This is a genomic window from Microbispora catharanthi (genome assembly GCF_006334915.2).
Classification (GTDB): domain Bacteria; phylum Actinomycetota; class Actinomycetes; order Streptosporangiales; family Streptosporangiaceae; genus Microbispora; species Microbispora catharanthi.
In genome coordinates this window covers 36,017-59,251 of record NZ_VDMA02000001.1, presented here as the reverse complement: position 1 = coordinate 59,251, position 23,235 = coordinate 36,017, and the positions used below count along the sequence as shown (strand labels likewise).

Genomic DNA, 23,235 nt, shown 5'->3' with positions numbered 1-23,235 from the left:
TGCCGCGGCGGCCTCTCGCGCGACCCTTCCCGCCGAGCGCGGGCAGGACCGCGGGAGCGGGTAAAAGCGCGGCGGGGATTCGCCCATGCGGGCCGTGCGATACGCGGGTCTGCTGCGCACAAAGCCGCCGTGACCTGCGGCGTCGTTTACGCGTTCGGGGGCCGGGAAGGGCTCGTCGGGCGAGCCGTTCGGATGCCGTGAGTCGTTCGATGCCGGAGTCGATCATGAACGTGCAGAGCAACGCGGTGAAGAGCGCGGGCGACAAACTGGCGTCGGCGATCGGCAGCGTCGCGGGCGCCGTGGCCGACCCGAAGGGCGGCGTGAAACAGCTGAAGTCCGCGGTGTCGTCCCCGAAGCCGCTCGCCGTCGCCGCCGGCCTCGTCGCCGCGTACGCCCTCGGCTGGCGGAGCGGTCACCGGACCGCGCCGGCCGAGGGACGCAGAGCGCGGGGCCGCTGAAGGCACACGCGGACGCCGGGGCTCCCGTACGGCTGATGTCGATCGGAGGCGGACATGACCGAGATCGTGGGTGAGAGCCTGGCCCGGCGGCTGGTGGAGTGGGGGGTCGACACGATCTTCGGGCTCCCCGGTGACGGGATCAACGGCCTGATGGAGGGCTTCCGCCGGCACCGGGAGAAGCTGCGGTTCATCCTGGTGCACCACGAGGAGGCCGCTGCCTTCATGGCGACCGGTTACGCGAAGGCGACCGGCCGTCTGGGCGTGTGCGCCGCGACCTCCGGGCCGGGCGCCATCCACCTGCTGAACGGCCTGTACGACGCCAAGCTCGACCACGTGCCCGTGCTGGCCCTGACCGGCATGCAGGAGACCTCGGTGCTGGGGACCCACTACCAGCAGGAGGTCCACCTCGACCGCCTCTACCAGGACCTGGCCGCCTACAACCTGATGGTCACCAATCCGCAGCAGATGCCCGGCGTGGTCGACCTCGCGGTGCGCAACGCGCTGACCAAGCGGACGGTGTCGCACCTGACCTTCCCCAACGACATCCAGGTGGCGCCCGCCAGCGAGGACCCGTACCGTCATGTCGGCCCCGGCACCCCGCCCGCGAGCCTGACGACCTGTTCTCTCCCGCCGCTGCGGCCGGTCGAGGAGGACCTGACCAGGGCGGCCGAGGTGCTGCGGCAGGGCCAGAAGATCGCCATGCTCGTCGGCGTCGGCGCACGGCATGCCCGCGAGGAGGTGCTGGCGGTCGCCGACAGGCTGGCCAGCCCCATCGTCAAGAGCCTGCCCGGCAAGTTCGTGGTGCCCGACGACCACCCGCTCACCACCGGCGGGCTCGGCCTGCTCGGCACCGCGCCGAGCGAGGAGCTCATGGAGGAGTGCGACACGCTGTTCATGGTCGGCACGTCCTTCCCCTACGGGAAGTTCCTGCCGCCCGAGGGGCAGGCCCGGGTGGTGCAGATCGACGCCGACCCCACCCTGCTCGGCATCCGCCGGCCGACGCAGGCCCCGGTCGCCGCCGACGCCAAACTGGCGTTGCAGGCGCTGCTGCCCATGCTCGAACCGGCGAAGGACCGGTCGTTCCTGGAGAAGTACCAGCGCAAGATGGACGCCTGGCGGGAGGACATGAAGGCGCTGCAGGACCCCTCGCGCGACCCCATCGCACCGCAGTACCTCATGGGCTGCGTCGACGAGGCGGCCTCCGGCGACGCCATCCTGACCTGCGACTCCGGGACCATCGCGACGTGGGCCGCGCGGCACTGGACGATCCGCGGCGGGCGTGAGTTCTACCTGTCGGGCAACCTCGCCACGATGGCCCCGGGCCTGCCGTACGCCATCGGGATGCAGCACGCCTTCCCCGGCCGCCAGGTGATCGCCTTCGTGGGCGACGGGGGCTTCGCCATGCTCATGGCCGACTTCCTCACCGCCGTGCGGCACGATCTGCCCATCAAGGTCGTGGTCAACAACAACAACAGCTACGGGCAGATCCTGTGGGAGCAGATCATCCTCGGCTACCCCGAGTACGCCGTGCGGCACCGGCAGCCCGAGGCCGACTTCTCCGCCTGGGCCCGCGCCTGCGGGGCGTACGGCGCGAAGATCAAGGACCCGAAGGACCTGCCGGGCGCGATCCGCGAGGCCCTGGCGCACGACGGGCCGGCCCTGGTGGACTGCGACGTCAATCCCAACGAGCCGCCGATGCCGGGCAAGGTCAAGTACGAGCAGGCCAAGCACTTCACCGAGGCGTTCCTGCACGGCCAGCCGCACAAGGTCGGCACCCTCGCCACCGTCGCCCGCGACAAGATCAACCAGCTGCTGTCGTGAGGGTCGTGCCCTCAGCTGGAGCCGCGATACCCGTACGTGGACGTCACTGACCGGACCCGACAGGCCCCGGAGGGCCTGTGCGGGTCCGGTCAGCGGTGAGGCGAGTCGCCGCGCGGCTCTGCTCCGGTCAGCGCTCGGGGCGCAGCGTCGTGCTCCACAGCACCGCGGATCGGGCGTCGCGCAGGCGTACCGTCAGGTCGCCGCTCGGGCCGTCGATCTGGATCTCGCCGAAGTGCTGGAAGCCCTCCATCGGGGATGCGTTCGCCTGCGGCGGAGCGTGTACGAACTCGGCGCGGGGTCCAAACGTGCCGTCGAGCGCGTTGGGCCCGAACGCACCGGCGTTGAGCGGACCGGAGACGAACTCCCAGAACGGGTCGAAGTCCGTGAAAGCCGCGCGTGCGGGGTCGTAGTAGTGCGCGGCGGTGTAGTGCACATCGGCGGTGACGAACACGATCCCGCGCACGCCGCGCCGCTGAGCCGTGCGCAGCACCTCGGCGAACTCCAGCTCGCGCCCGAGCGGCGTGCCCGGGTCGCCCTGGGCCACTCCCTCCTGCGCCGTGGCCCCGTCGGGGACCACGAGGCCGAGTGGCAGGTCGGCCGCGATGACCTTCCAGGTCGCACGGCTCCTGCTCAAGCCGTCGATCAGCCAGCGTCGCTGCTGGTCGCCGAGCAGGCCGCGGCGCGGGTCGGCGTAGCGGTTGTCGTCGTTGGGGTCCTTGTAGGTCCGCATGTCCAGGACGAAGACGTCCAGGTGGCGGCCGTAGGACAGTGTGCGGTAGACCCGGTCGTCGCCGATGGGCACCCACTCGTGGAAGGCCTGCCGGGCGCGGGCGGCGAGCACGTCGACGTTCTTCTCGGTGTAACGGGCGTCGTCGAGGATCTGGCCGGGGTACCAGTTGTTGCGAACCTCGTGGTCGTCCCACTGGTTGATCTGCGCCACCTCGGCGGCCAGCGCACGGTAGTTGGCGTCCAGCAGGTTGTACGCGAACTGCCCGCGGTACTCGGCGAGCGTCTCCGCGACCTTGGACTTCTCCGGGGTCGTGACATTGCGCCAAACCCGGCCGTCCGGCAGCGCCACGCTCTCGGCGAGCGGGCCGTCGGAGTAGACGGTGTCGCCGCTGCACAGGAAGAAGTCCGGGCGCACGCGGCGCATCTCCTCGAAGATGGTCATGCCGCCGATGTCCGGGTTGATCCCCCAGCCCTGGCCGACGATGTCCCCGGACCACACGAATCGCACGTCAGCGCGCTGGTTCTCCCGCGGCGCGGTGACCAGCGACCCGCCGACCGCCTTGCCGGCCGCGCCACGCTCGTTCTCGACTCGCACGCGGTAGTGGATCCGCCGGCCCGCCGGCAGTCCACGCAGGCGCACCCGTCCGGTCAGATCGGTGTCCGGAGTGAGCCAGGGTCCCCGGACGGTCTCCGCGTTCCGCAGGTCCGGACGGGTGCCGTACTCGACGACGAGCCGCCCCGGCCGATCCGCGCGGCCCCAGACGACCGCCGAGTCCACCGTCGCGTCGCCGCTCTGCACGCCGTGGCTGAGCTCGGGCCGGCCGGAGACGACGTACGCGGGCGCGGACGCCGTGGCGCGCGCCGGCACGGCGCCCAGCACGGGCGACACGGCGAGGCCGCCACCGAGCGCGATGCCCGCTCGAAGGAGCGTTCTTCTCTCAAGGGAGGTCATGCCGCGTATGTGTAACGCGTTCGGACAGCCGCCTGACGAACGGCACGTTACGGACGGCAAAATGCTCACCCCGCGGGCACGCGGACGCCTCGAAGCTCCACGTCCGGCCCTGTCGCGTCCTTCCCCCTTGCCGTCGAAGCGGCTCGCGCGACGCTCGCCGACGGAACATTTCGAGATTTTTGGAACTAAATGCGGGGCGGTGCGGTTACAACCGTTCGATAGATCTCGAACGGTAGGCCGGTTGGAGCCACGATGACAAGTCGCCTGCACGAACCACAGCATGCCCTCGACACCCCGGCGGTGAGACGCCGCGGCCTCGCGGCGCTGCCGCGCGCAGCGGCCTTCTGGCTGGTGGCGGGCACCACCGCCGTCCTGCTGTCCGCCTCGAGCGCCCCGAGCCCCCTCTATCCGGTGTACCAGGCCGAGTTCGGCTTCAGCGCCCTCACGCTGACGGCGATCTTCGCCGTCTACGTGCTCGCACTGCTGGTCAGTCTGCTCACGGTGGGACGGCTCTCCGACTTCCTCGGCCGCCGCCCGGTCCTCGCCGCGGCGCTGGTCACCGAAGCGGCCGCGATGGCCGTCTTCCTCGGCGCGCACGGCGTCACCGCCCTGTTCGCCGCCCGCGTCATCCAGGGCCTCGCGACCGGTGCCGCTGTCGGTGTGGTCGGTGCGTACCTGCTCGACCTGCAACCCACCGACGGCTCGCGGCTGGGGTCGCTCGTCAACAGCGCAGCCACCACCGGAGGCTTGAGCATCGGCACGATCGGGAGCGGTGTGTTGATCCAATACGCGCCGCACCCGACCCGGCTGATCTTCGTGGTTCTCACCGCGGCGTTCATCGGCCTCGCCGTCGCGACGGCGGTGCTTCCCGAAACCGTCTCGCGGACCCCCGGCGCCGCCGCTACGCTGCGCCCGAGGGTTCTCGTCCCCGCGCCGGCCAGGCGTGCGTTCCTGCGCGCGGCCCCCGTCATGATCTCCACCTGGATGCTCGGCGGGCTGATCTTCTCCGTCGGGGCCTCACTGCTCGCCGCAGTGTTCGACGAGCACAACCACGCGGTGATCGGCCTCACGCTCGGAGCGCTCGCCGCAGTCTCGGCGTTGGCGTCCGTGCTGCTCAGGAAGCGCGCGCCGGAGCGCCTACAGCGGGAGGGCACGCTACTGCTCCTCCTCGGAACGATCCTGCTGATCGTCGCCGTGGCGTGGTCTTCGCTGACCGTCTTCGTCGCGGCGGCGCTCATCGCCGGCGCCGGGTGGGGGCCGGCCTACCTCGGCGCCTTCCGGACGGTCAGCCAGCTCGCGGCACCGCATGAGCGAGCCGCGCTGATCTCGGCGATCTACGTGGTCAGCTACCTGGCCTTCAGTATCCCGGCGTTGATCGCCGGGGTGGCCATCACCACGCAGGGTCTGCGGGAAACCTCACTGGTCTACGGTGCCGTGGTCGCCCTCGTGGCCGCCGGCACCCTCGCCTATGAGGCGCTGAGCCGGCGCAAGCCGGCAGGTTCGTGACGGCGGCCGTGGTGCGGCGACAGCGCCTGCGGCCGGCCCCCACCTCGGCCGCAGGACCGACTGACAACTGTGGTCCAGCTGACGGCTGATCAGCGCTGGAGTGTGCTCCGGCGCGTCAGTTCCCGTTCTTGGACGTCGCCTCGCCGGACATGGGCAGGCAGGACGGCGTCTTGAAGACGACGCCGTCGAGGAAGTTGCCGATCGCCGGGTTCCCACCGGCAGCCGATACCGATTCGAAGGCGAAACGGGTAACGGTCTGTCCCGCAGGCACGACATAGGTGCCGGTGTAGTGACCCCATGCGGTGTTGCCGTCGGAGATGTCCGGGGAGGTGGCCCCGTCGGGAGTCTGCGCGGTGGTGGCACCCGGCGCGCCGACGAGGACCCGCATCACGTCGGTTCCCGCCCGGCCACGGTGATACAGCGACCAGGTCATCACGGTCCCGGGAACGGTGGGGACGTCCTGGTAGAGCGTGGAGCGCTCATTGGCGTTGAGTTCGGCGAACTGCTGGCCGTCGGCGGCCGGGACGCCACTGGAGCTGTTCCAGAACTCCAGCTTGCGGTCGGAGGCGGTGGTGCGCCAGCCGACGCCGGGGTTGGTGGAGGCGTCGGGGATGTTCCAGTCGTAGCGACTCACGGCAGGTGTCTCGAAGCTGCCGTTGACCAGGTTGACGGGCTCGCGGGTGCAGGCCACGGCGACGGCGACGGTGGCGGTGCTGGTGCCGCAGGCGGTGTCGATGGTGTAGGTGAAGGTGTCGGTGCCGGCGCGATCCTTGTCCGGGGTGTAGATCAGCTTGTCGCCCGAGATGGTCACATTGCCGTAGGCGGGCTGGGTGACACCGCTGATCGTCGGTGACGCTCCGGTGTCGTTGGCCAGCACGGGTACGGTGACAGCCGTGTTCTCCGTGGTGGAGGCGGTGTCGTCGGCGGCCTTGGTGGGCGAGATGGTCTGTCCGCTGACGATCTGGATGGGCGGGGCGGCGGTGTTGTTGCCGAGCTGGCCGGGGAAGGCGATGACGCTGCTGATGCCACTCGGCCGGATGGTCATGCTGCGCCCGACGGTGCCGGGGTTGACGCGGAAGGTGATGACCGTCGGTCCCGGGTCGGTCTTGGTGCCCGGCGACCGGATGCTCAGAGTGTTGCCGCTGAGGGTGCCGTTGCTGACCGGTCCGACGACGGTGGCGCTGGCCAGCAGGGACGACAGGTCCCACATGGTGGTGTAGGTGCTGACCAGGGCCGGCCACTGCGCCGTGTGGTGCCTCAGCGTGAGGGTGAAGGTGCCGCCTGGTGCGATCTGCCCGCCCCACAGGCTGGGTGAAGTGGTGACCGAGATGGACCCGTTGCCCAGCCGCCAGCCGACCACGTTCTTCCAGTAGTACTCGACCGGATAGTTGGCCTGCCCGTGCCGGACGCAGGGCGCGACGGCGGCCTGATGCCCGTGCGTGCGCAGGGTGGCGTCGGCGGCCGCCTGCGCCTGGGTTGCCGTGAGCATGGGGATCATGAGGGCCCCGGCCAGGATTGCCGTCGGTACGCCCTTGGCCCGGCCGGCGAGGCGGAGTCGGGGACATGATGTGCGGTTCAACTTGCCATCCTCACTATGAGTAGTCGGCAAACAACTATCCGTGATCATGGTGGGACTGCAAGTCGACTTGCTTTCATCACTACGAGTGTTCGGCAAAAACCAAAGCTTTCACAGCGACCGGCGCGACCTCACCGTCACAGCCAATGCCATGCACTCTCGCGACGACGCCGCAACCGACCAGGCCGTCAACCGACTCCTGGACGCCGAGTTCTGTGCCACCTGACCTCCGGCAGACCCTGTTGTGCCCGGCCGGGCGACGGGCGGCCCGGACGGGCACAATCGTTCAAGACCGCCGCCGCGCCATGGGCTAGAACGGTCCCCGGCGTGCCGCCAGGGCGGCACGTGGACGTGTGCGCGGGGAGGCGAACATGGATGTGGGTTTCGTCGGTCTCGGGATCATGGGGCAGCCCATGGCGCTCAACCTGGTCCGCGCCGGAACCCCCCTCGTGGTGTGGAACCGCACGGCCGCCAGGAGCGCGCCGCTGCGCGCCGCGGGCGCGGAGGTGGCGGGCAGCGCGGCCGAGGTGTTCCGGCGGGCGCGGGTGGTGATCCTCATGCTGGCCGACGAGGCCGCGATCGACGCGGTGCTGGAGCGGGGCACGCCCGCCTTCGCCCGCAACGTCGAGGACCGGATCGTGGTCCACATGGGCACGACCTCCCCCGTCTACTCGGCAGGGCTGGAGGCCGACGTGCTCGCGGCCGGGGGCGGCTACGTCGAGGCGCCGATCTCCGGCTCCCGCGTGCCCGCCGAGCAGGGGCGGCTGGTGGCGATGCTCGCCGGCCGGCCGGACGCCGTGGAGGAGGTCCGCCCGCTGCTGAAGCCGATGTGCGCCAAGACGGTGGTGTGCGGGCCCGCGCCCAAGGCGCTGCTGATGAAGCTCGCGGTCAACATCTTCCTGATCACCACGGTCACCGGCCTCGCGGAGTCGCTGCACTTCGGCGCGCGCCAGGGCCTCGACATCGGGCTGCTCGTGGACGTGCTCAACTCGGGCCAGATGGCGAGCGACGTCTCGCGGGTGAAGGCGGTGAAGCTGGCCGGGCGCGACTTCGCCGCCCAGGCCGCCATCGCCGACGTGCTGAAGAACAACCGGCTCATCGCCGAGGCGGCGCGGCGGGCCGGCATCGCCTCCCCACTGCTGGACGTCTGCCACGCTCTGTTCGGCGAGACCCTCGCGCTGGGCCACGCCGGCCTGGACATGGCCGCCGTCGTGCACGCGATCGAAGCAAGGACAGGCGGGGAAGGAGCACGCGGATGACCTCTCGCCCGGTCGTCATCGTCACCGGAGGGACGCGCGGGATCGGCCGGAGCACGGTGCGGCGCCTGTGCGCGGACGGGTTCGGCGTCGTCTTCACGCACTCGAACTCCGACACCGACGCCGAGACGCTGGAGGCCGACCTCGGCCGCTCCGGTGCCCTCGTCCGCGGCGTACGGCTCGACGTGACCGAGGAGGACGCGCCGGAGAGGCTGTTCGAGCTGGCCGGGTCCGTCGGCGAGGTCGCGGGCCTGGTGAACAACGCGGGAGTGACCGGCAGGATCGGGCCGTTCACCGACCTGACCGACGCCGATCTGCGGCGGGTCGTCGAGGTGAACCTGCTGGCGTCCGTGCGGCTGTGCCGGGAGGCGGCGCGGCGCTGGACCGGACGCGCACCGGTGACCCGGCCCGTCATCGTCAACGTCTCCTCGGCCGCGACGCGCACCGGCTCGCCGCACGAGTACGTCGCCTACGCCGTGCTCAACGTCGACGGCGGGCTCTAGGGCGGTGACCGGCCCCGAAGGCCGGACCGGACGCGACCGCGATCCTTGATGTCGGCATCATGCAAAGATGTCGGGATGCTGTCCCGAGTAGCGCCGGCCGCGGTGGTGGCCGCCGCAGCGTTCATGACCACCCCCCAGGCCGAGGCCGCGCCGGCCACACCTGTGATCCGTTACGCGGGTCTCGGATCCTGCCCGCAGGCCGACGGCGGCCGGCATCCCTGCGGCCCGTTGAAGCTCTGGCTGAGCGACGGCCGTGTCGTCGCGCTCTCCGGCGCCCGCAGGACCGTGGCCGACGACGAGTACACCGTCGCCGCCGTCATCGCCGTCTCTCAGGACGGCGCGCAGGCCGCGTACTTCGCGGGGAAGGACGGCGTGCTCACGATCTGGGAGGCCGCCACCGGCCGGGCGCGCGAGGTTCCCTCGGTGACATGGCCGGACGACCTCCGGATGAACGCACTCACCCTCTCTCCGGGTGGCCGGTTTCTCAGCATGCGCGGCGTGAACGCCTCCGAATGGGAGATCGACCGGGTCGTGGACACGACCACAGGAAAGGTGTTCACCCTGCCGAGGGGATACCAGACCTGGGACTTCAGCCCGGACGGAAAGCGCATGATGGCGGGCGACAACCGGACGGCGGTGCTCTATTCGACCGGCACGTGGTCGGTGAGATTGCGGCGATCCGTCTACATGCGGGGCGACCTCGGCCCCGACGGCGTCACCGTGGCCGCGCCGAAGTGGACGAAGACCGGCAATTCCGTCAAGAACGTGGTCCTCACTCGCAACCTGGCCACCGCGAAGAAGGGCAGCATCCCCATCCGGCTCCACGCGGGCGAGACCGCCTTGACGGCACGCTGGGACAAGGCGGGCCACCTCGACGTCCTGACCCGCTCCGATCGTCAGGTGGGCGGTGACCTGCGCAGGACGCATACCTGGTATCGGGTGAACCGCGCCACGCACCAGTTGCGCCGGCTCGACTCCTTCGTCATCCCGTCCTCCGTGGGGGGCTACGTACTCGCCGACTGACGGCTCGGGCGGCCGCGCCTGCCGGACCGGGGAGGCCGCCGCGATCCGCCTGCGGTCGAATTCGGCTAACACCGGGCAAACGATGCGCTGACGACACCGCTGTCATGCTCTCCGCGGAGGAAGGAGAGGCCAGTGGAGCGGTGGGACGAGGAACTGGCGGAGCTGAGCGGGCGCGTACGGCACTGGCCCGCCGGCGCGGCTCTGTTCCGCGAGGGCGACGGCGCGGACTGGGTGGTGGTGCTGCGGTCGGGCAGGGTGAAGGTCACCTGCTCGACCGCGGCCGGCGCCGAGGTCGTGCTGTGGATCCTCGGGCCGGGAGAGGTGCTGGGGGAGTCGGCGGCGCTGGGCGAACGGGAGCGGCCCGTGTCGGCCGCCGCGCTCGAACCGGTGACCGGGCTGTGCCTGCCCGCGTCGTCGTTCGCCGCGCACCTGCGGGCGAGACCCCTTGTCATGAGCTCCCTGGTACGGCTGCTCGGCCGGCGGCTGCGCGAGGCCGAGGAGAAGCTGGTCGAGTTGTATTCGGTCGACACGCTCGGCCGGGTGACCAGACGCCTGGTGGAACTCGCCGACCGGTACGGCGCGCGGTGCCCCGCCGGGCTGAGGATCACCCTCCCCCTCTCGCAGGAGGAACTGGCGGGGTGGACCGGCTCGTCGAGGATCGCGACGGCCAAGGCACTGCGCGTACTGCGCGATCACGGCTGGATCGAGACCGGCCGACGGGAGATCGTCATCCGGAACGTCGACGCCCTCCGGCGCCGCGCGGGGAGATCGTCTGCCGGCTCGACCGGCGGTCTTCAGCGGGGCCGGGTGAGCGGCGCGGTGCCCAGGCAGGCGTGAATCCGGGCGGCCTCCTCCGTCTCGCCCAGGACTTCGAGCGACCTGGCCTCGTCGAAGGCGATGCCCAGACGCCGAGCGGTGGCCAGCGCCCGTACGGCGACCCGCCGGGCCCTCAGCCGCTGACCGGTCACCTGGTGCGACAGCGCCGCCGCCCAGCCCATGCGGGCCGCCGCCGACGGGGTGCGGCGAGCCAGCCGGGACATGTGGCGCAGTGCTCTCCGGACCGCCGGGTCGTCCGCCTCCAGGGCCCAGAACACCTCGGCCAGCCCCGCCCACGCCTCGAGGGTGCCCCTGAGCGGCATGTCCGGCCGGTCCGCCGTGCGCAGCGCGTCGTCCAGCGCCAGGCGGGCGGTGGGCGCGTCATCGCCCAGCAGGTGGAACCGGGCCTGTGCGACGCCGAGCCGCAGCCGCTGAATCGCCGGGATCTTCGCGCCGGCCCGGGCGAAATGGTCCTCGCCCAGCGCGGGCAACGCCATCGTCGCCTCCTCGGCGGCCTTCAGGACCACGCCCACGTCGGCGGGCTCACGATCGGCGAGCCGCAGCAGCGCCTCCGCCTGCCCGGTCAGGCCCCAATAACCGGACAGCGTCTCGCCCATCCGCGCGACCGACGCTTCGGCCACCGCCGCCATCATCGGCGCGGCGGCCGCATAGCGCCCTCGATGGATTTCCAGGTCGGCGAGGAGCCCGAGACAGTGCTCCGCGAGACGGGGATCGGCGGGATGCCGGCGGGCCAGGGTGAGGACCCGCTGCGCGGTGGCGAACCGCCCTTCCGCGATGAGCCGCAGTCCGCGCGCGAGACGGGCGCGGGAGACCGCCACCGGGTCCGGCACCTTGGCGATCTCCTCGTCGGCGAGGCGGCCGTAGTGCCGGGCCATCGCCTCGGAACCGGCGAGGGCGGCCACGACGGCGAAGTTCGCGTACGCCTCGGCGCGTTCGACCGAGCCGCCCGCCCGCTCCGCCGCGTCGAGGTGACGCACCACGCTGAGCAGCAATGTGTCCTGCTCCTGCCGGTGATAGGCGAGTTCGCCGAGGACGGACAGGGTGTGCGCGGCCTCGGCGGCGAGTTCGCGGGCCGGTCCCTTCCTGGCACGTCCGCTGAGTGGAGTGGTGTGGCGGATCGCCTGGCGTGCCAGCCCTCCGGCCACCGCGCTCGCCTTTCCTGCCCAGGACGACGGCAGCGGCCGGTCGGCGACCGCCAGCGCTCTCCTGAAGGCCGTCAGGCTCTCCGCGCCGCGCTCGAACTGGAAGTGCGCCGTCCCCGCCAGCCGGTGCCACCGCGCCGACGCCGCCCGATGTCCCGGCCGTACGGTCGCGATCATGTCGGAGGCCACGGACAGGGCCTCGGCGTAGCAGTGCCTGCGCAGGCACAGCGTCCAGTAACTCTCGGCGAAGGCCGCCCGATCGTCATCGGCGAGCCGGTGGAGCGCATGCCGCCAGGCCTGCCGGATGTCGTCGATCTCCGGCTCGATCTCGTGGAGCACGGACGTGTCCGCGTGATCGCGAAGCCTGGCCGCCCGGTCTCGGAGAAAGCGGGCGTACCAGGCGGCATGGCGAGCCCGGGGCGACTCGTCGGCGAGGCGCGCGACGGCGTACTGCCGTACGAGCTCGTGGACGCGATACCGGCCGTCATGGTCGCGGCGCACCAGGGAGTGGTCCGTCAGCCTCGCGACGACCACGGCGGTGGTGTCCGCGACCTCGATCCCGGCGGCGAGCGTGAAGCCGCCGGCGAACACCGAGACGGCGGCCAGCACCCGCTGCTCGACGGCGGTGAGGAGCCGCCAGGAGGTGTCGAAGACCTGCTTCATGCTCGCGTGCCTGGTGGCCGCCGCCGGTTGCGGATGCACCAGGAGGTCCGCCGGAGCATGCGCGGCGCGGGAGGCGCGACCGGCCGGGTTCAGATGCTCCGCGATCTCCTCGCAGGTCATCGCCCGGGTCAGCGTCGCAGCCAGCTCGACGGCGAGGGGCAGCCCGCCGACCGCCCGGCACACGCGGTCAAGGGCGTGCGTGTCCGGGGAGATGTCCGGCACCAGGGCCTTGGCGCGTTCCAGCAACAGCGCTCGCGCCGATGCGCCGCACAGCGCGGGCACCTCGTGGACGTGCTCGGCGCAGATCCCCATCCTGCGCCGCGAGGTCGCCAGGATCCGTACGGCGGGCGCGGCCGAGAGGATCGCCCCGGCCAGCGGCGCCACGGTGGGCAGGTGCTCCAGGTTGTCCAGGACCAGGACCAGGTTCCGCCGACGAACGGCGGCCAGCAGCAGGTCGCGGGCGGGCCTCGGGGGCGTCAGGTCGACACCGGCGGCCTCCGCCAGCGTCGTCGCGACCAGGTCCACCTCGCTGTCCACTGTGCTGCCCGCTGGCCTGCCCGCCTCGCTGCCGGTTGTCTCCGCCGCGGTGTCGTGCGACCGCACTCCGGCGAACGAGACGAACAGCACCTCGCCGTCGAGTCGTTCGGCGACGGCGATGGCCAGTCTCGTCTTGCCCACGCCGCCCGGGCCGGTCAGCGTGAGCAACCGCACCTCCCGGTCCCGCAGCTTCGCGCAGACCTTCTCGACCTCGGCATCACGGCCGATCAACCGGGTCAGCGGACGGGGCAGGCGCCGCGTAGCCGTGCCGCCCGCCGGAACCTCGCGGGGCGGCACGGCGACGCCCGCACCGCGAACCGGGTGAGCCCCCGGCCCGCCGAGTGTGATCCGTTGCCGGAGCGCCTGGGTGCGGGGATCGGGTGAGACGCCGAGTTCGCGGTCCAGATTCCGGCGGCATGCCTCGTACTGCGCCAGGGCGCCCGCGCGGTTGCCCGTGGCCCACATCACCTCGATGATCAGCCGGTGGGCGTTCTCGTCCAGCCCGTCGATGGCGAGGACCTGGCGCGCCAGCCGTACGGCGCCGTCGCGGTCGCCCCGATCGCGCGCCGCCCGTGCCCGCTCGCCGAGCGTCTGCGCCGCGACGTGCCCGGCCTGCCGCCGGCGTCCGGCGACCCAGTCGTCGAAGGCGGGGGCGTCCGCGACCACGAGGTCGTCCAGGAAACCGCCACGGTAGTCCGCGGGCACCGAACCGTTCCCGACCAGGTCCTCCCAGTCCAGCGAGTACGGCCGGTCGCGGTCGAAGGCGACGTGGGTCCGGTCGATGACCAGGTGGCCGCCCGCGGCCCGGCGCAGTTCCATCAGGGCGAGCCGGAGGCTTCCGCGTGCGTTCGCCTCCGCGCGATCACCCCACAGCAGCCCGGCGAGGGCCGGCCTCGTCTGCGGTGTGCCCTCCACGGCCAGATAGAACAGCACGGCCCTCGCCTTGGCCGATCGCACGGGCACGGCGGAACCGTCCCCGGCTGTCAGAGACGAGGTTTTCAGCACACGCACATGCAACTCGTCCATCCGCGACCCCCGTCGCCATGACCCCGTGCGAGTGGCCCGATGGTACATGCGTTTCAAGGTCACTTATAGGCATCAATACCGAGAAAGGCGTCTAATTCGGGTCGCGGGCAAACGGCAGGCGCCGAAGAGGAGTTCTCCGGCGCCTGCCGTGGTGTGATGCCGTGCTACCGAGGCGTCAGGACGCGACGACCTCGTACGTGATCGTGTACTCCGCGTGCTTCAGGAAATCGAACTTGCCGACCTGGACGCCGGCGCCTGCCTGGCTCGAGGTGACCTGGATGCTACCGAGGAAGTCGTCGTTGCCGGGGTCCACCTCGAACAGCTCCATCGTGGCCGTGCCCGTGAAGTCGAACGTCCTCCCCGTCAGGATCTCCGTCTCGCCCTTGCTCATCTTGCCGGGTCCGAACTTGCTCACCCCGTCGATGAACAACTGCGGCTCATCCTTGTCGACGTCCTGCTTCTTGTTGCAGGTCAGTGAGATCAGCTCGATCGTGTACGTCGTCGTGCCCGTCGCGGCCGACGCCGGCCCCGCCGGCAGCAGCGTCGTCCCCGCCAGCGCCGCCACGGCGAGCGGTGCCGCCGCCCATCGAAGAATTCTGTTCATCGCCATTCCTTCCCCCTTCGGGCTCACGCCCGGGTGCCTTTTTCGGAACAGCACCAGTGCAACCGGAAAAGACGGCGAAGTCTGTTTCGTCCTATACAGAGAGACGGTGTATTCCGCTACAGTCCGCGGTACGCCCAGAGGGAGCAGACCCGGCAACTGGAAACGTGGGAGGGATCAAGACGTGTCCGTCCGGCGAGCAGGGCCGGACGATGGTCAACCCGATCTCCTCGATCCGGTGGGGCGAGTGAAAGACGCCCTGGACGTCCCGAGCTGATCAGTGTCTGGCGCAGCGGCGACAGGTCCTGGAGCTTGATCAGTGTTACCGAGTAGCACGGCTTCTGGTCGGCAAAGCGGTCGATCGGGATGAGCATCCAGCGGTAAGAACAGCAACGACTTACGTCATCCTTGGCTGTCGTGGACCGGACCGGTTCTTTCGGCCGGGTGTGGCTGGCACGCCCACCCGGCGATCACGTCGCGTCCATGGACGATGGCGAGGTCAAGCAGGCCGGGGAAGCGAGCGTCGAGGTCGTCTCGGCGTAGCCGGTTCAGGCGCCGGGTTCCCTGGTCTCGCTGATGTATCACCCCGGCCTCTCGGAGGATCTTGAAATGAGCGCTCTGGGTGGACTTGCTCACCGGCGTGGTGATGGTCCCGCACGCCAGCTCGCCATCGGGTCCGGCCTCTGCCAGGCGAGCGACCACAGCGAGGCGCACCGGATCACTCAGCGCCCCCATGACGCGAGCAAAGACCAGTTCCTCTCGATCAGGATGCACAAGATCAGTTGCTGTTCGGCTTGCCACACTGTCATGGTAGCCCAACATGTTCGCATAATCCGAACATGTGCTATGTTCTCGTTATCCGAACATGTGACGGCCAGGGGGCTGCTGTTGCTCAGCCGCCTGCACGCCGTCAGCGACGGTCGCCTATCAGGTGGCTGACGGGGCGGGTTACCTGATCCCGATTTGCGGCGTGCCAGGCAGCGGCCGTGGCCGGCGACCAGCTGCCGTCTTTCCCGGGCTCCGACCAGAAGTGAAACGGGCCCGCACAATGCCAAGGAGCGCACATGACCCAGACCGAGACACCGCTGCCTGTTGACATGACCAACCGGTCTGGCGTGATTACCGGGGCGGGGAGTGGGATCGGCCGCGCGCTGGCCGAACAGTTCGGCCGGCGCGGCGCCCGGTTGCTGCTGGTGGGGCGCCGCGAGCAGGCGTTGCGGGAGACCGCCTCGGCGGTGGTGCGGGCCGGCGGCGCAGCCGAAGTGCTGGCCGCCGACATCACCGCCGAGGGGGCCGAGGAAAAGGTCGCCGACACTGCGCGCACGCTGCTGGGCAGGGTCGATTTGTTGATCAACAATTCCGGGAACGTGCGCGCGGGCCGGCTAGAAGACTGCGATGTAGCGGATGTGCGGGCGATGGTGGGTCTCAACTTGACCGCGCCGATCCTGCTCACGCGCGCCTTGGTGCCCGATCTGCGCGCGGCCGCCCAGTCCGAGCGCTCCGCCGACCTGGGCGGCCTCGGCCGGCGGCGCGACAGCATCGTGCTGGGTATCGCCAGCGGCATGGCATGCGGGCCTGGCCGCGTTTGGCCACGCGCTGCGCCGGGAGCTTCACGGCACCGGCGTTCACGTCGCCACCTGGTATCCCGGGGCCACGGCCACGGCGATGATGGACAGCTCGACCGCGGGGGAGGACCTGGGTTTCGGCCGCCGCCCGGTCGAAGAGGTGGTGACCGACCTGCTCGACGCGCTCGGCCGCGGCGAGCACGAGATCAACACCAGCCTGTCCACCCGGCGAGCCATGCAGCGGCTGCACGCCAGTGATCCGCTCGCCGTCGACGCCGCGCTCGCGCCCCAGCTGTCTCAGCTCGAAACCGCTGTGCGCAGCCACCGCAGCATCTGACCCGCGAACAGAAGCACAGCGAAAATGGCTCAGTGAAGCAACCGCGGAACGCAGCTCGGCGGCGGCACCGCCCATACCGAGGGTGGCACCGATGATCAGGATGACTTCTCTGCGAAACGTGCGGACACGACTACTCCCTTGATGTGTGGGTGGGCGATGTCTGAAGGTGAGCACGAGCCGGCCGCGAAGACTGCCGGCCTGGAGCCGCCGGGTGCGCCTCGGCCGCAGGCGGCGGTCAGGGTCATTTGCTGCGTGGCCTGTGATGCCGCCGTTCGGGCTCTTGCGGCAGGTGGCCGACCTTCGCGGTGGGCGAGCCCGCCGCGGGCACGTTCGCGCGCCGACTCTTCGCGGACGCGCCCGGGCGCCGCAGGCCTTGTCTACGCCCCCGGACGTGGTCGCCTACGCTGCCCCTCGCGGATGCGCGAGGCGTGACCACCTACTTACTAAGGACCGAACTATCACTCAAGACCGAACACCGCGGAGACCCGCCGTGCGAGATCTTCCTCGTTGCTCCCGGAAGCCACCCTGAGCCCGTAGAGGCCGAGATGCCGGGTCTGCTCGGTGAGCCGGTCGGTGAACAGTGCGTCGCGCTGGAGCAGGTTCCGCAGCGCCCGCTGCGGGTCACCGGTCTTGGCGAGGAATCCCCATGCCGGTCCGCCGCGGCTGTCGAACACCGCCCGGCGGAACCGGGGAGTCGGCAGCAGCCACACGGCATGGCGCACTTCGGCGAGCAGGGGTTGGACGAGGCCGGGCAGCAGCCGGAATCCCTCGGCGACCACCGGCAGGTCGGTGGGGAGGGCGAGAAGGTCTTCGACGATCAGCGTGAATCCTTCGCCGTGGAACCAGTGGAAGGTTTCGAGCATTTCGCGCGGACTTCTGGCCACCCAGCGTTCGTCCATGTCCATGGCAGCGAACCTGCCCAGGTAAGGAGCTTGTTCCACGGGCATGCGGCGGGCGTGGTCGGGCATGACCGCGTCGGTATCGTAGAGGCGCATCCCGTACCGGTCGGCGATGCGTCGGGCGATGGTGGATTTTCCGGACCCGCTGCCGCCGCCGATCCAGTAGACGTGGCGCAACCGTTCCCTCCAAACGCTGGGAGAAGCGCCTTCGTGCGGTGCAGAGTGCATTCGTCAGCTCCTGTCGAGTGCCTGCCCGGTGGACGTCGAGGACGAACGCCCGGTGCACAACCGAGGTCTGACCCGCCGTCCACCGGTGGCGGTCGCCGGCCCAGCAGGCCGGTGACCTCGGCGAGCCTTACCCGAATGGCGGTACGTGGCGGCGCATCAGGCGTCTCGAGCCCAGGCGCACGCGGCCGGACGGTCGTCATGCGAGCGCGGCGGTCCAGCGGGCGGGCGTGAGGCCGTAGGCCCGTTTGAACATGCGCGACATGTGGGCCTGGTCGGCGAAACCGGCGAGCTGCGCCGCCTCCGCCAGGGGCACGCCCTCGCGCAGCAGCCGCCGGGCCAGGTCGAGTTGCCGCATCGTGCGGAAGCGGGTCGGGCTGGTGCCGAACGCGACGCGGAACCGGCGCGCGACCGTCCACCGGTCCAGGCCCGAGACCTGCTCGAACTCCGCGAGCGTGTGCCGCACCGTCGGGTCGTCGGCGATCAGGTCGCGCACGGCGGCCAGCGCCTCCAGCGCCAGCGGAGCCCGCGCGCCCGGCCGTGCGGAACTCCCCGCGGAGGAGTTGCGCACGGAGGAGTGCCGCACGAGCGTGTGGACCACCCGAAGCGTGAGCGTCAGCCGTTCGACCTCGTCCAGCGGCTCGTCGATGTCCCGCAGGCACGCCACGAGTGCGGGGTCGGCGTCGCGCCGCCCGATCACGGGGTCGGCGACGAACGGCAGCGGCGCCCCGCCCAGCGCCTCCTGGACGAGGGAGGGGTCGAGGTAGATGATCCGGTAGCCGAACCCCTCGTCGGTGCCCGCCACACCGTCGTGCGGCTCGTCGGGATGCAGGACGTGCCACTCCCCCGGCAGGCAGTGCCGCAGCTCACCGCGGTAGCGGAACGTCTGCACGCCCCGCAGCGTCATCCCGATCGCGTACGTGTCGTGGCGGTGCGTGGCGAACCCCTCGCCGACGAGCGACGCCTCCAGCCGCTCGATGCCCGCCGCGCCGGAGCCGAACCGCAGCCGATGGCCGGGCCGGGTCCCGCCGTCCGGCAGATGCCGGCGCAGGCCCGCACCCCCGTCCGGTGACTCGTGCCGCACGCGCCGAGACTACAGGCGTTCGCGGCCGTCGTCAGGGCCGGCTGCCGCCCTGTCCACGGCCGAGCCCCGCGTCCCGGGCCCGGATGATGGCCTCCCCGTGGGCGACCGCGGTGACGGCCCGCAGGATCTCGGCCTGGTTCGCCCCCTTCAGCAGGTAGCCCCCGCCTCGGCGGCGGTGGTGGTGGTGAGCCTGGTCGTGCCGTTCGCGGTGACGGTGCACCGCTACCGCGCCGCGGCGTCCGGCGGTCCCGGCGACGCCGACCGCAGAGCGCAGATCCGGCGACCGGGTCGAGCGCCAGCCGGGTGATCTCGGGCGGAAGCGGCACTCCTCCGTGCCGGCTGAGCACGGACACGGGCGCCACCAGCCGCAGCGCGGGCAGCGCCGCGGTCAGCGCGGGCGGGACGCTCGGACGGATCGCCGACCTGGGCGGGCTGGCCTTCCAGATCGGCCTGTTCGGCCTGCTCACCGTGCAGTCGCGGACCGGCGCCACGGGCACCTCGCGGACCAGTGTGATCATGCTGAGGATCGAGGCCGTGCTGCTCGCCCTGGCGAGCGTGTGGTCGCTGCTGCACGCGATCCTGCCCGAGGCGGCGGGCGACGGCGTGTTGCTCGGCGTGCTCGACCTGTTCTGGCCGCTGTCGATGTTCGGCATGTTCGTGATCAGCGTCAAGCTCCTGCCGGCCCGCCGCTGGAGGGGCGTGCTGCGCTGGTGGCCTCTGGTCGCCGAGAGCTGGGCCGTCGTCACCGTCCCCGCGTACGTGCTGCTCGGGGGCGGGGCGCCCCGGTGGGTCGGCGGCGGTCACCTGTTCGTGGGATACACGATGCTCGGCCTGCTACTCGCCCTGCGGCCGGAGGACGTCCTGCCGGAGGGGGAGGCCGGGGGCTCGGGACCGCTCGATCCGGACGGCGGTTTTGACCCCGGCTCGGCAGACCGATCACGATGGGGGCGTGAACGAAACCCCTGTTGAGGTGCCCTCGCCGCGTCCCGGCCGGGAGACGGTGCCGAGCATCCGCGACGTCGCGGCGGCGGCGGGCGTGTCCAGGCAGACGGTGTCCCGGGTGCTCAACGCCTCACCCAAGGTGAGCGCCGATACGCGGCGGACCGTCATGGAGGTCATCGAACGGCTGCAGTACCGGCCCAACCGGGTGGCCCGGGCGCTGGGGACGGGGCGGGCGCGGGGCGTGACGGTGGTCACCTCCGACACCATGCTGTACGGCTACGCCTCGACCCTGCAGGGAATCGAGGAGGCGGCCCGGGTCGAGGGCCTGGCCGTCGGGGTGCGGGTGGTCGAGTCGGACCGCGAGGGCGACGTGCGCAACGCCGCCGACTACGTCAGCGATCCGAGCGCCGGGGGTGTGATCGTGATCGCGTTCGACGCGGCCGGCATCGCGGTGCTGCACGCGCTCCCCGAGTCCCTGCCCGCGGCGGCCGCCATCGAGCCGGGCGTGCGCGGTGTGGCGCGGCCCGCGATCTGCCTGGACGAGCAGCAGGCGTCGGCCGAGGCGACACGGCACCTGCTGGCCCTGGGACACCGGACCGTCCATCACGTGGCGATCCCCTCGGAGTCGGAGCACAGCGGACGTCAGGCGGGCTGGCGCCGTGCGCTGGCCGAAGCCGGAGCGGCGGTCCCTCCGGTGGTGCCGGCGGGCTGGGACGTGCGATCGGCGTACGAGGCGGGACGGGTCCTGGCCGCCGACCCCGGCGTGACCGCGATTCTGTGCGGCAACGACGACATCGCCTTGGCGGTGCGCCGCGCGCTGTTCGAGGCGGGCAAGGACGTGCCGGGCGACGTGAGCATCGTGGGCTTCGACGGGGTGCCCGGCTCGGAGTATTGGACGCCGGCGCTCACGACAGTGGAGATGGACTTCGCCGGGCTGGGCCGCGCCACGGTGGCGGCGGTGCTGGCCGAGCTCGCCGGGGCGCCTCAGCCCGCGGTGTCGCTGACGCCGCCGCGGCTGGTGGTGCGCGAGTCCACGGCGCCTCCGCGCGCGTGAGCCGCATCCGCGGCGCGCGGTAACCCACGGTCACGGCCCCCAGAGCTCACGGGGCCGTGGGGGTGCTGGGGCGGCCAACGGCCGATCCTGGTGCGCCGCCGGATGTTATTAACAACAACGTAACGGAGCCTTCCCCTCGATCGTGTGACCGGTCACACTCACATTCGTGCGGATGTGACCGGTCACATGCATGCAAGGAACAACGCCCGGGCTCCCGCCGCCCAGGCCGTTCTCCTCGCGAGGGTCACCGTCACGGCCCGCACGCCGCCATGACCGCCGGAGAACCCGGCTCGACCGTCAGGAGACGCAGGTGAACTCACGGCACACCGAGACCAGCCTGGTGTGGGGGCACTCGGCACTTCGGGTGGTGATCGCCATATCACCCGACGGTGTGGTGAGCATCCGCGAACTGGGCGCGGGCGATCCGGGGCCGAGGCCGCCCGCGCAGCCTCTCGTGGAGGTGCTGACGGCCGGTCAGGGACGGGCGCGGGCCTCCCACCGCTTCTCCGACACCGCCGTCGGCCGCCGTTTCACCTACGTAGGGGCCGAGCAGGTCCGCGACGGGCAGTGGCACGAGCTGCGGGTCACCCTGCGGGACGAGCAGACCGGCCTGGAGGCGCACGCGCACCTGCGCTCGGCCGAGGGCGTGCCGGCCGTACAGTCCTGGACGACGATCGCCAACCGCGGCACCGCAGAGGCGGTCGTGCTGGGCGTGACCTCGTTCGCCGCCGGGTTCCCGGCCGGCTCGGCCGGCGGGCTGCAGGTCGTGCGCGCCGACAGCGAGTGGCTGGGCGAGAGCCGCTGGCGCGTACGGCCGCTGCGCGAGGAGATGGCGGACCTCAACCTGCCGCTGCACGGCCAGGACGGCCGGGGCCGCCTGGCGGTCACCAGCACGGGCACCTGGTCGACGGGGCAGCACCTGCCCACGGCGGGCCTGCTCGACCCGGACTCGGGCCGGGCGTGGCTGTGGCAGGTCGAGCACAACGGCCCGTGGCGATGGGAGGTCGGCGAGCGCAGGGACGGCGCCTACGTCGCACTGCTCGGCCCCACCGACATCGACCACCAGTGGCACACCGTCCTCGCCCCCGGCGAGTCGTTCACCACGGTCCCGGCGTCGGTGGCCGTCTCCTCCGGCGGGCCGCACGGAGCCTCCGGCCGGCTGCACGACGTCTTCGGCGGGCTACACGCCTCCGGTGCGTCGCGCGGCGCCTCCGATGCCTTGCCCGGCGCGGCGGCCGCCCTGACCGCCCACCGCCGCGCCCTGGTGCGCCCCCATCAGGACCTGGCCCGCCTGCCCGTCGTGTTCAACGACTACATGAACACCCTCATGGGCGACCCGACGACCGCGAAGCTGATCCCGCTGATCGACGCCGCAGCCGAGGCGGGCGCCGAGGTGTTCTGCGTCGACGCCGGCTGGTACGACGACGACGGCGACTGGTGGGACAGCGTGGGCGAGTGGCAGCCGTCCCAGACGCGCTTCCCGGGGGGCATCGAGGAGGTCCTCTCCCACATCAGGGGGCGCGGCATGGTCCCGGGCCTGTGGCTGGAGCCCGAGGTGATCGGCGTGCGCAGCCCGATGGCCGACAAGCTGCCCGCCGAGGCGTTCCTGCAGCGGGGCGGCACGAGGATCGTGGAGCACGGCCGCTATCACCTCGACCTGCGCCACCCGGCCGCCGTCGCCCATCTCGACGAGGTCGTCGACCGGCTCGTGGAGCAGCTCGGCGTGGGCTACTTCAAGCTCGACTACAACATCGACCCCGGCGCGGGCACCGACGTGGACGCCGCGAGCCCTGGCGCGGGGCTGCTCGCCTGCAACCGGGCCCACCTGGCGTGGCTGGAGGCGGTCCTCGACCGCCATCCGGACCTGATCCTGGAGAACTGCGCCTCCGGCGCGATGCGCATGGACTACGCCCTGCTGTCGCGCATGCAGCTCCAGTCCACCAGCGACCAGCAGGACCCCCTGCTCTATCCCCCGATCGCGGTGGCCGCTCCCCTGTCCGTCCTGCCGGAGCAGTCGGCGAGCTGGGCCTACCCCCAGCCGTACATGGACGACGAGCGGGTCGCCTACAGCCTGTGCACCGGCATGCTGGGCCGCCTCTACCTGTCCGGCCACCTGCCCACCATGACCGGTGCGCAGCGCCAGGCGGTCAGGGCGGCCGTCGCCGCCTACCGGGACATCCGCACCGACCTGGCCGCGGCCGTCCCCGTCTGGCCGTTGGGGCTTCCGGGCTGGGCCGATCCCTGGCTCAGCCTCGGCCTGACCACGCCGGACCACACGTACGTGGGGGTCTGGTGCCGCGCGGACGAGCGGGCGACGGCCTCGCTGTCCCTCCCCCACCTCGCCGGACGCCGGATCGACGTCGAGGTCGTCTACCCCCGCCACCTGCCCGCCTGGGACGGGGAGTGGGACCAGGAGACGGGCCGGCTCGTCCTCACCAAGCCGGTTTCCGGCCCTTCTGCCCGCATCTTTCGCATTTCACCCGTCTCATAACTTTCGCC

The 23,235-nt window shown here is 71.5% G+C and carries 20 protein-coding genes and 1 pseudogene; 13 read left to right on the top strand and 8 right to left on the bottom strand.

The genetic code is table 11. From position 1 onward, the window contains the following. Positions 1-224: 224 nt before the first annotated feature. Together FH610_RS00270 and FH610_RS00265 are read left to right on the top strand one after the other, a co-directional pair. A complete protein-coding gene (locus FH610_RS00270) occupies positions 225-458 on the top strand; it encodes a hypothetical protein (RefSeq protein WP_139572099.1) in 234 nt (77 codons plus the stop codon). Positions 459-512: 54 nt separating this feature from the next. Beyond that, positions 513-2,279 (top strand): thiamine pyrophosphate-dependent enzyme, encoded by a 1,767-nt coding sequence (locus FH610_RS00265; RefSeq protein ID WP_139572098.1) that lies wholly within the window; start codon positions 513-515, stop codon positions 2,277-2,279. 127 nt (positions 2,280-2,406) lie between these two features. Here the strand turns inward: FH610_RS00265 and FH610_RS00260 are convergent, their stop codons facing one another. After that, positions 2,407-3,960, bottom strand: coding sequence for an alkaline phosphatase D family protein (locus tag FH610_RS00260; protein WP_139572097.1), 1,554 nt, complete (start codon positions 3,958-3,960; stop codon positions 2,407-2,409). A 252-nt stretch (positions 3,961-4,212) separates the two neighbouring features. Here FH610_RS00260 and FH610_RS00255 point away from each other — a divergent pair, with 252 nt between their 5' ends. After that, a complete protein-coding gene (locus FH610_RS00255; RefSeq protein ID WP_139572096.1) occupies positions 4,213-5,466 on the top strand; it encodes an MFS transporter in 1,254 nt (417 codons plus the stop codon). A gap of 115 nt (positions 5,467-5,581) precedes the next feature. Here the strand turns inward: FH610_RS00255 and FH610_RS42620 are convergent, their stop codons facing one another. Continuing rightward, positions 5,582-6,955 (bottom strand): Ig-like domain-containing protein, encoded by a 1,374-nt coding sequence (locus FH610_RS42620; RefSeq protein ID WP_161627867.1) that lies wholly within the window; start codon positions 6,953-6,955, stop codon positions 5,582-5,584. A 130-nt stretch (positions 6,956-7,085) separates the two neighbouring features. Between FH610_RS42620 and FH610_RS00245 the strand changes: the two genes are divergently transcribed. The 5 genes from FH610_RS00245 to FH610_RS00225 all read left to right on the top strand — a co-directional run bounded on the left by FH610_RS00245 (position 7,086) and on the right by FH610_RS00225 (position 10,661). Then, complete coding sequence (locus tag FH610_RS00245) at positions 7,086-7,268, top strand: hypothetical protein (protein ID WP_152313690.1); 183 nt, start codon at positions 7,086-7,088, stop codon at positions 7,266-7,268. A 145-nt stretch (positions 7,269-7,413) separates the two neighbouring features. Beyond that, entirely contained in the window at positions 7,414-8,301 is an 888-nt protein-coding gene (locus tag FH610_RS00240) for an NAD(P)-dependent oxidoreductase (RefSeq protein WP_139572095.1), read from the top strand. Next, complete coding sequence (locus FH610_RS00235; protein ID WP_139572094.1) at positions 8,298-8,801, top strand: SDR family NAD(P)-dependent oxidoreductase; 504 nt, start codon at positions 8,298-8,300, stop codon at positions 8,799-8,801. Before FH610_RS00240 ends, FH610_RS00235 begins: the two co-directional genes overlap by 4 nt. 75 nt (positions 8,802-8,876) lie before the next feature. Beyond that, positions 8,877-9,824, top strand: a complete 948-nt coding sequence (locus FH610_RS00230; protein ID WP_139572093.1) for a WD40 repeat domain-containing protein — start codon at positions 8,877-8,879, stop codon at positions 9,822-9,824. Positions 9,825-9,956: 132 nt separating this feature from the next. Further along, the gene (locus FH610_RS00225) at positions 9,957-10,661 is read left to right on the top strand and encodes a Crp/Fnr family transcriptional regulator (RefSeq protein ID WP_240808667.1); all 705 of its coding nucleotides are present in this window, start codon (positions 9,957-9,959) and stop codon (positions 10,659-10,661) included. On the opposite strand, the gene FH610_RS00220 is transcribed toward FH610_RS00225, so the two are convergent. From FH610_RS00220 to FH610_RS00210, 3 genes are all read right to left on the bottom strand, one after another. Further along, complete coding sequence (locus tag FH610_RS00220) at positions 10,619-13,966, bottom strand: ATP-binding protein (protein ID WP_161627866.1); 3,348 nt, start codon at positions 13,964-13,966, stop codon at positions 10,619-10,621. The genes FH610_RS00225 and FH610_RS00220 overlap by 43 nt on opposite strands. Positions 13,967-14,204: 238 nt before the next feature. Continuing rightward, positions 14,205-14,633 carry a hypothetical protein gene (locus tag FH610_RS00215; protein ID WP_139572090.1) on the bottom strand — a complete coding sequence of 143 codons (429 nt, stop codon included), beginning with the start codon at positions 14,631-14,633 and terminating at the stop codon, positions 14,205-14,207. Between the two features lie 399 nt (positions 14,634-15,032). Beyond that, positions 15,033-15,452 carry an ArsR/SmtB family transcription factor gene (locus tag FH610_RS00210; RefSeq protein WP_139572089.1) on the bottom strand — a complete coding sequence of 140 codons (420 nt, stop codon included), beginning with the start codon at positions 15,450-15,452 and terminating at the stop codon, positions 15,033-15,035. 242 nt (positions 15,453-15,694) lie between these two features. Between FH610_RS00210 and FH610_RS45560 the strand changes: the two are divergent. Together FH610_RS45560 and FH610_RS44115 are read left to right on the top strand one after the other, a co-directional pair. Further along, a pseudogene (locus FH610_RS45560) lies at positions 15,695-16,099 on the top strand (SDR family NAD(P)-dependent oxidoreductase); the annotation flags it as partial. 196 nt (positions 16,100-16,295) lie between these two features. After that, entirely contained in the window at positions 16,296-16,532 is a 237-nt protein-coding gene (locus FH610_RS44115; RefSeq protein ID WP_240808666.1) for a hypothetical protein, read from the top strand. Positions 16,533-16,990: 458 nt separating this feature from the next. On the opposite strand, the gene FH610_RS00200 is transcribed toward FH610_RS44115, so the two are convergent. From FH610_RS00200 to FH610_RS43445, 3 genes are all read right to left on the bottom strand, one after another. Continuing rightward, a complete protein-coding gene (locus tag FH610_RS00200) occupies positions 16,991-17,608 on the bottom strand; it encodes a shikimate kinase (RefSeq protein ID WP_205825427.1) in 618 nt (205 codons plus the stop codon). A gap of 247 nt (positions 17,609-17,855) precedes the next feature. Further along, positions 17,856-18,740 (bottom strand): AraC family transcriptional regulator, encoded by an 885-nt coding sequence (locus tag FH610_RS00195; RefSeq protein ID WP_240808665.1) that lies wholly within the window; start codon positions 18,738-18,740, stop codon positions 17,856-17,858. Between the two features lie 31 nt (positions 18,741-18,771). After that, positions 18,772-18,960: a hypothetical protein gene (locus tag FH610_RS43445; RefSeq protein WP_205825426.1), complete on the bottom strand. Its 189-nt coding sequence runs from the start codon at positions 18,958-18,960 to the stop codon at positions 18,772-18,774. A gap of 83 nt (positions 18,961-19,043) precedes the next feature. On the opposite strand from FH610_RS43445, the gene FH610_RS00185 reads away from it, so the two are divergent. The 3 genes from FH610_RS00185 to FH610_RS00175 all read left to right on the top strand — a co-directional run bounded on the left by FH610_RS00185 (position 19,044) and on the right by FH610_RS00175 (position 23,227). Further along, positions 19,044-19,709: a hypothetical protein gene (locus FH610_RS00185; RefSeq protein ID WP_139572086.1), complete on the top strand. Its 666-nt coding sequence runs from the start codon at positions 19,044-19,046 to the stop codon at positions 19,707-19,709. Next, entirely contained in the window at positions 19,690-20,736 is a 1,047-nt protein-coding gene (locus tag FH610_RS00180; RefSeq protein ID WP_205825425.1) for a LacI family DNA-binding transcriptional regulator, read from the top strand. Before FH610_RS00185 ends, FH610_RS00180 begins: the two co-directional genes overlap by 20 nt. 310 nt (positions 20,737-21,046) lie before the next feature. After that, positions 21,047-23,227, top strand: coding sequence for a glycoside hydrolase family 36 protein (locus tag FH610_RS00175; RefSeq protein WP_205825424.1), 2,181 nt, complete (start codon positions 21,047-21,049; stop codon positions 23,225-23,227). Positions 23,228-23,235 lie beyond the last annotated feature (8 nt).

Excerpts from the sequence above, each read along its gene's own strand:
- FH610_RS00235 (WP_139572094.1), top strand. The coding sequence starts at position 8,298 with ATGACCTCTCGCCCGGTCGTCATCGTCACCGGAGGGACGCGCGGGATC.
- FH610_RS00240 (WP_139572095.1), top strand. The coding sequence starts at position 7,414 with ATGGATGTGGGTTTCGTCGGTCTCGGGATCATGGGGCAGCCCATGGCG.
- FH610_RS00230 (WP_139572093.1), top strand. The coding sequence starts at position 8,877 with ATGCTGTCCCGAGTAGCGCCGGCCGCGGTGGTGGCCGCCGCAGCGTTC.
- FH610_RS44115 (WP_240808666.1), top strand. The coding sequence starts at position 16,296 with ATGATGGACAGCTCGACCGCGGGGGAGGACCTGGGTTTCGGCCGCCGC.
- FH610_RS00260 (WP_139572097.1), bottom strand. The coding sequence starts at position 3,960 with ATGACCTCCCTTGAGAGAAGAACGCTCCTTCGAGCGGGCATCGCGCTC.
- FH610_RS00270 (WP_139572099.1), top strand. The coding sequence starts at position 225 with ATGAACGTGCAGAGCAACGCGGTGAAGAGCGCGGGCGACAAACTGGCG.
- FH610_RS00210 (WP_139572089.1), bottom strand. The coding sequence starts at position 15,452 with ATGTTGGGCTACCATGACAGTGTGGCAAGCCGAACAGCAACTGATCTT.
- FH610_RS00255 (WP_139572096.1), top strand. The coding sequence starts at position 4,213 with ATGACAAGTCGCCTGCACGAACCACAGCATGCCCTCGACACCCCGGCG.
- FH610_RS00265 (WP_139572098.1), top strand. The coding sequence starts at position 513 with ATGACCGAGATCGTGGGTGAGAGCCTGGCCCGGCGGCTGGTGGAGTGG.
- FH610_RS00215 (WP_139572090.1), bottom strand. The coding sequence starts at position 14,633 with ATGAACAGAATTCTTCGATGGGCGGCGGCACCGCTCGCCGTGGCGGCG.
- FH610_RS42620 (WP_161627867.1), bottom strand. The coding sequence starts at position 6,955 with ATGCTCACGGCAACCCAGGCGCAGGCGGCCGCCGACGCCACCCTGCGC.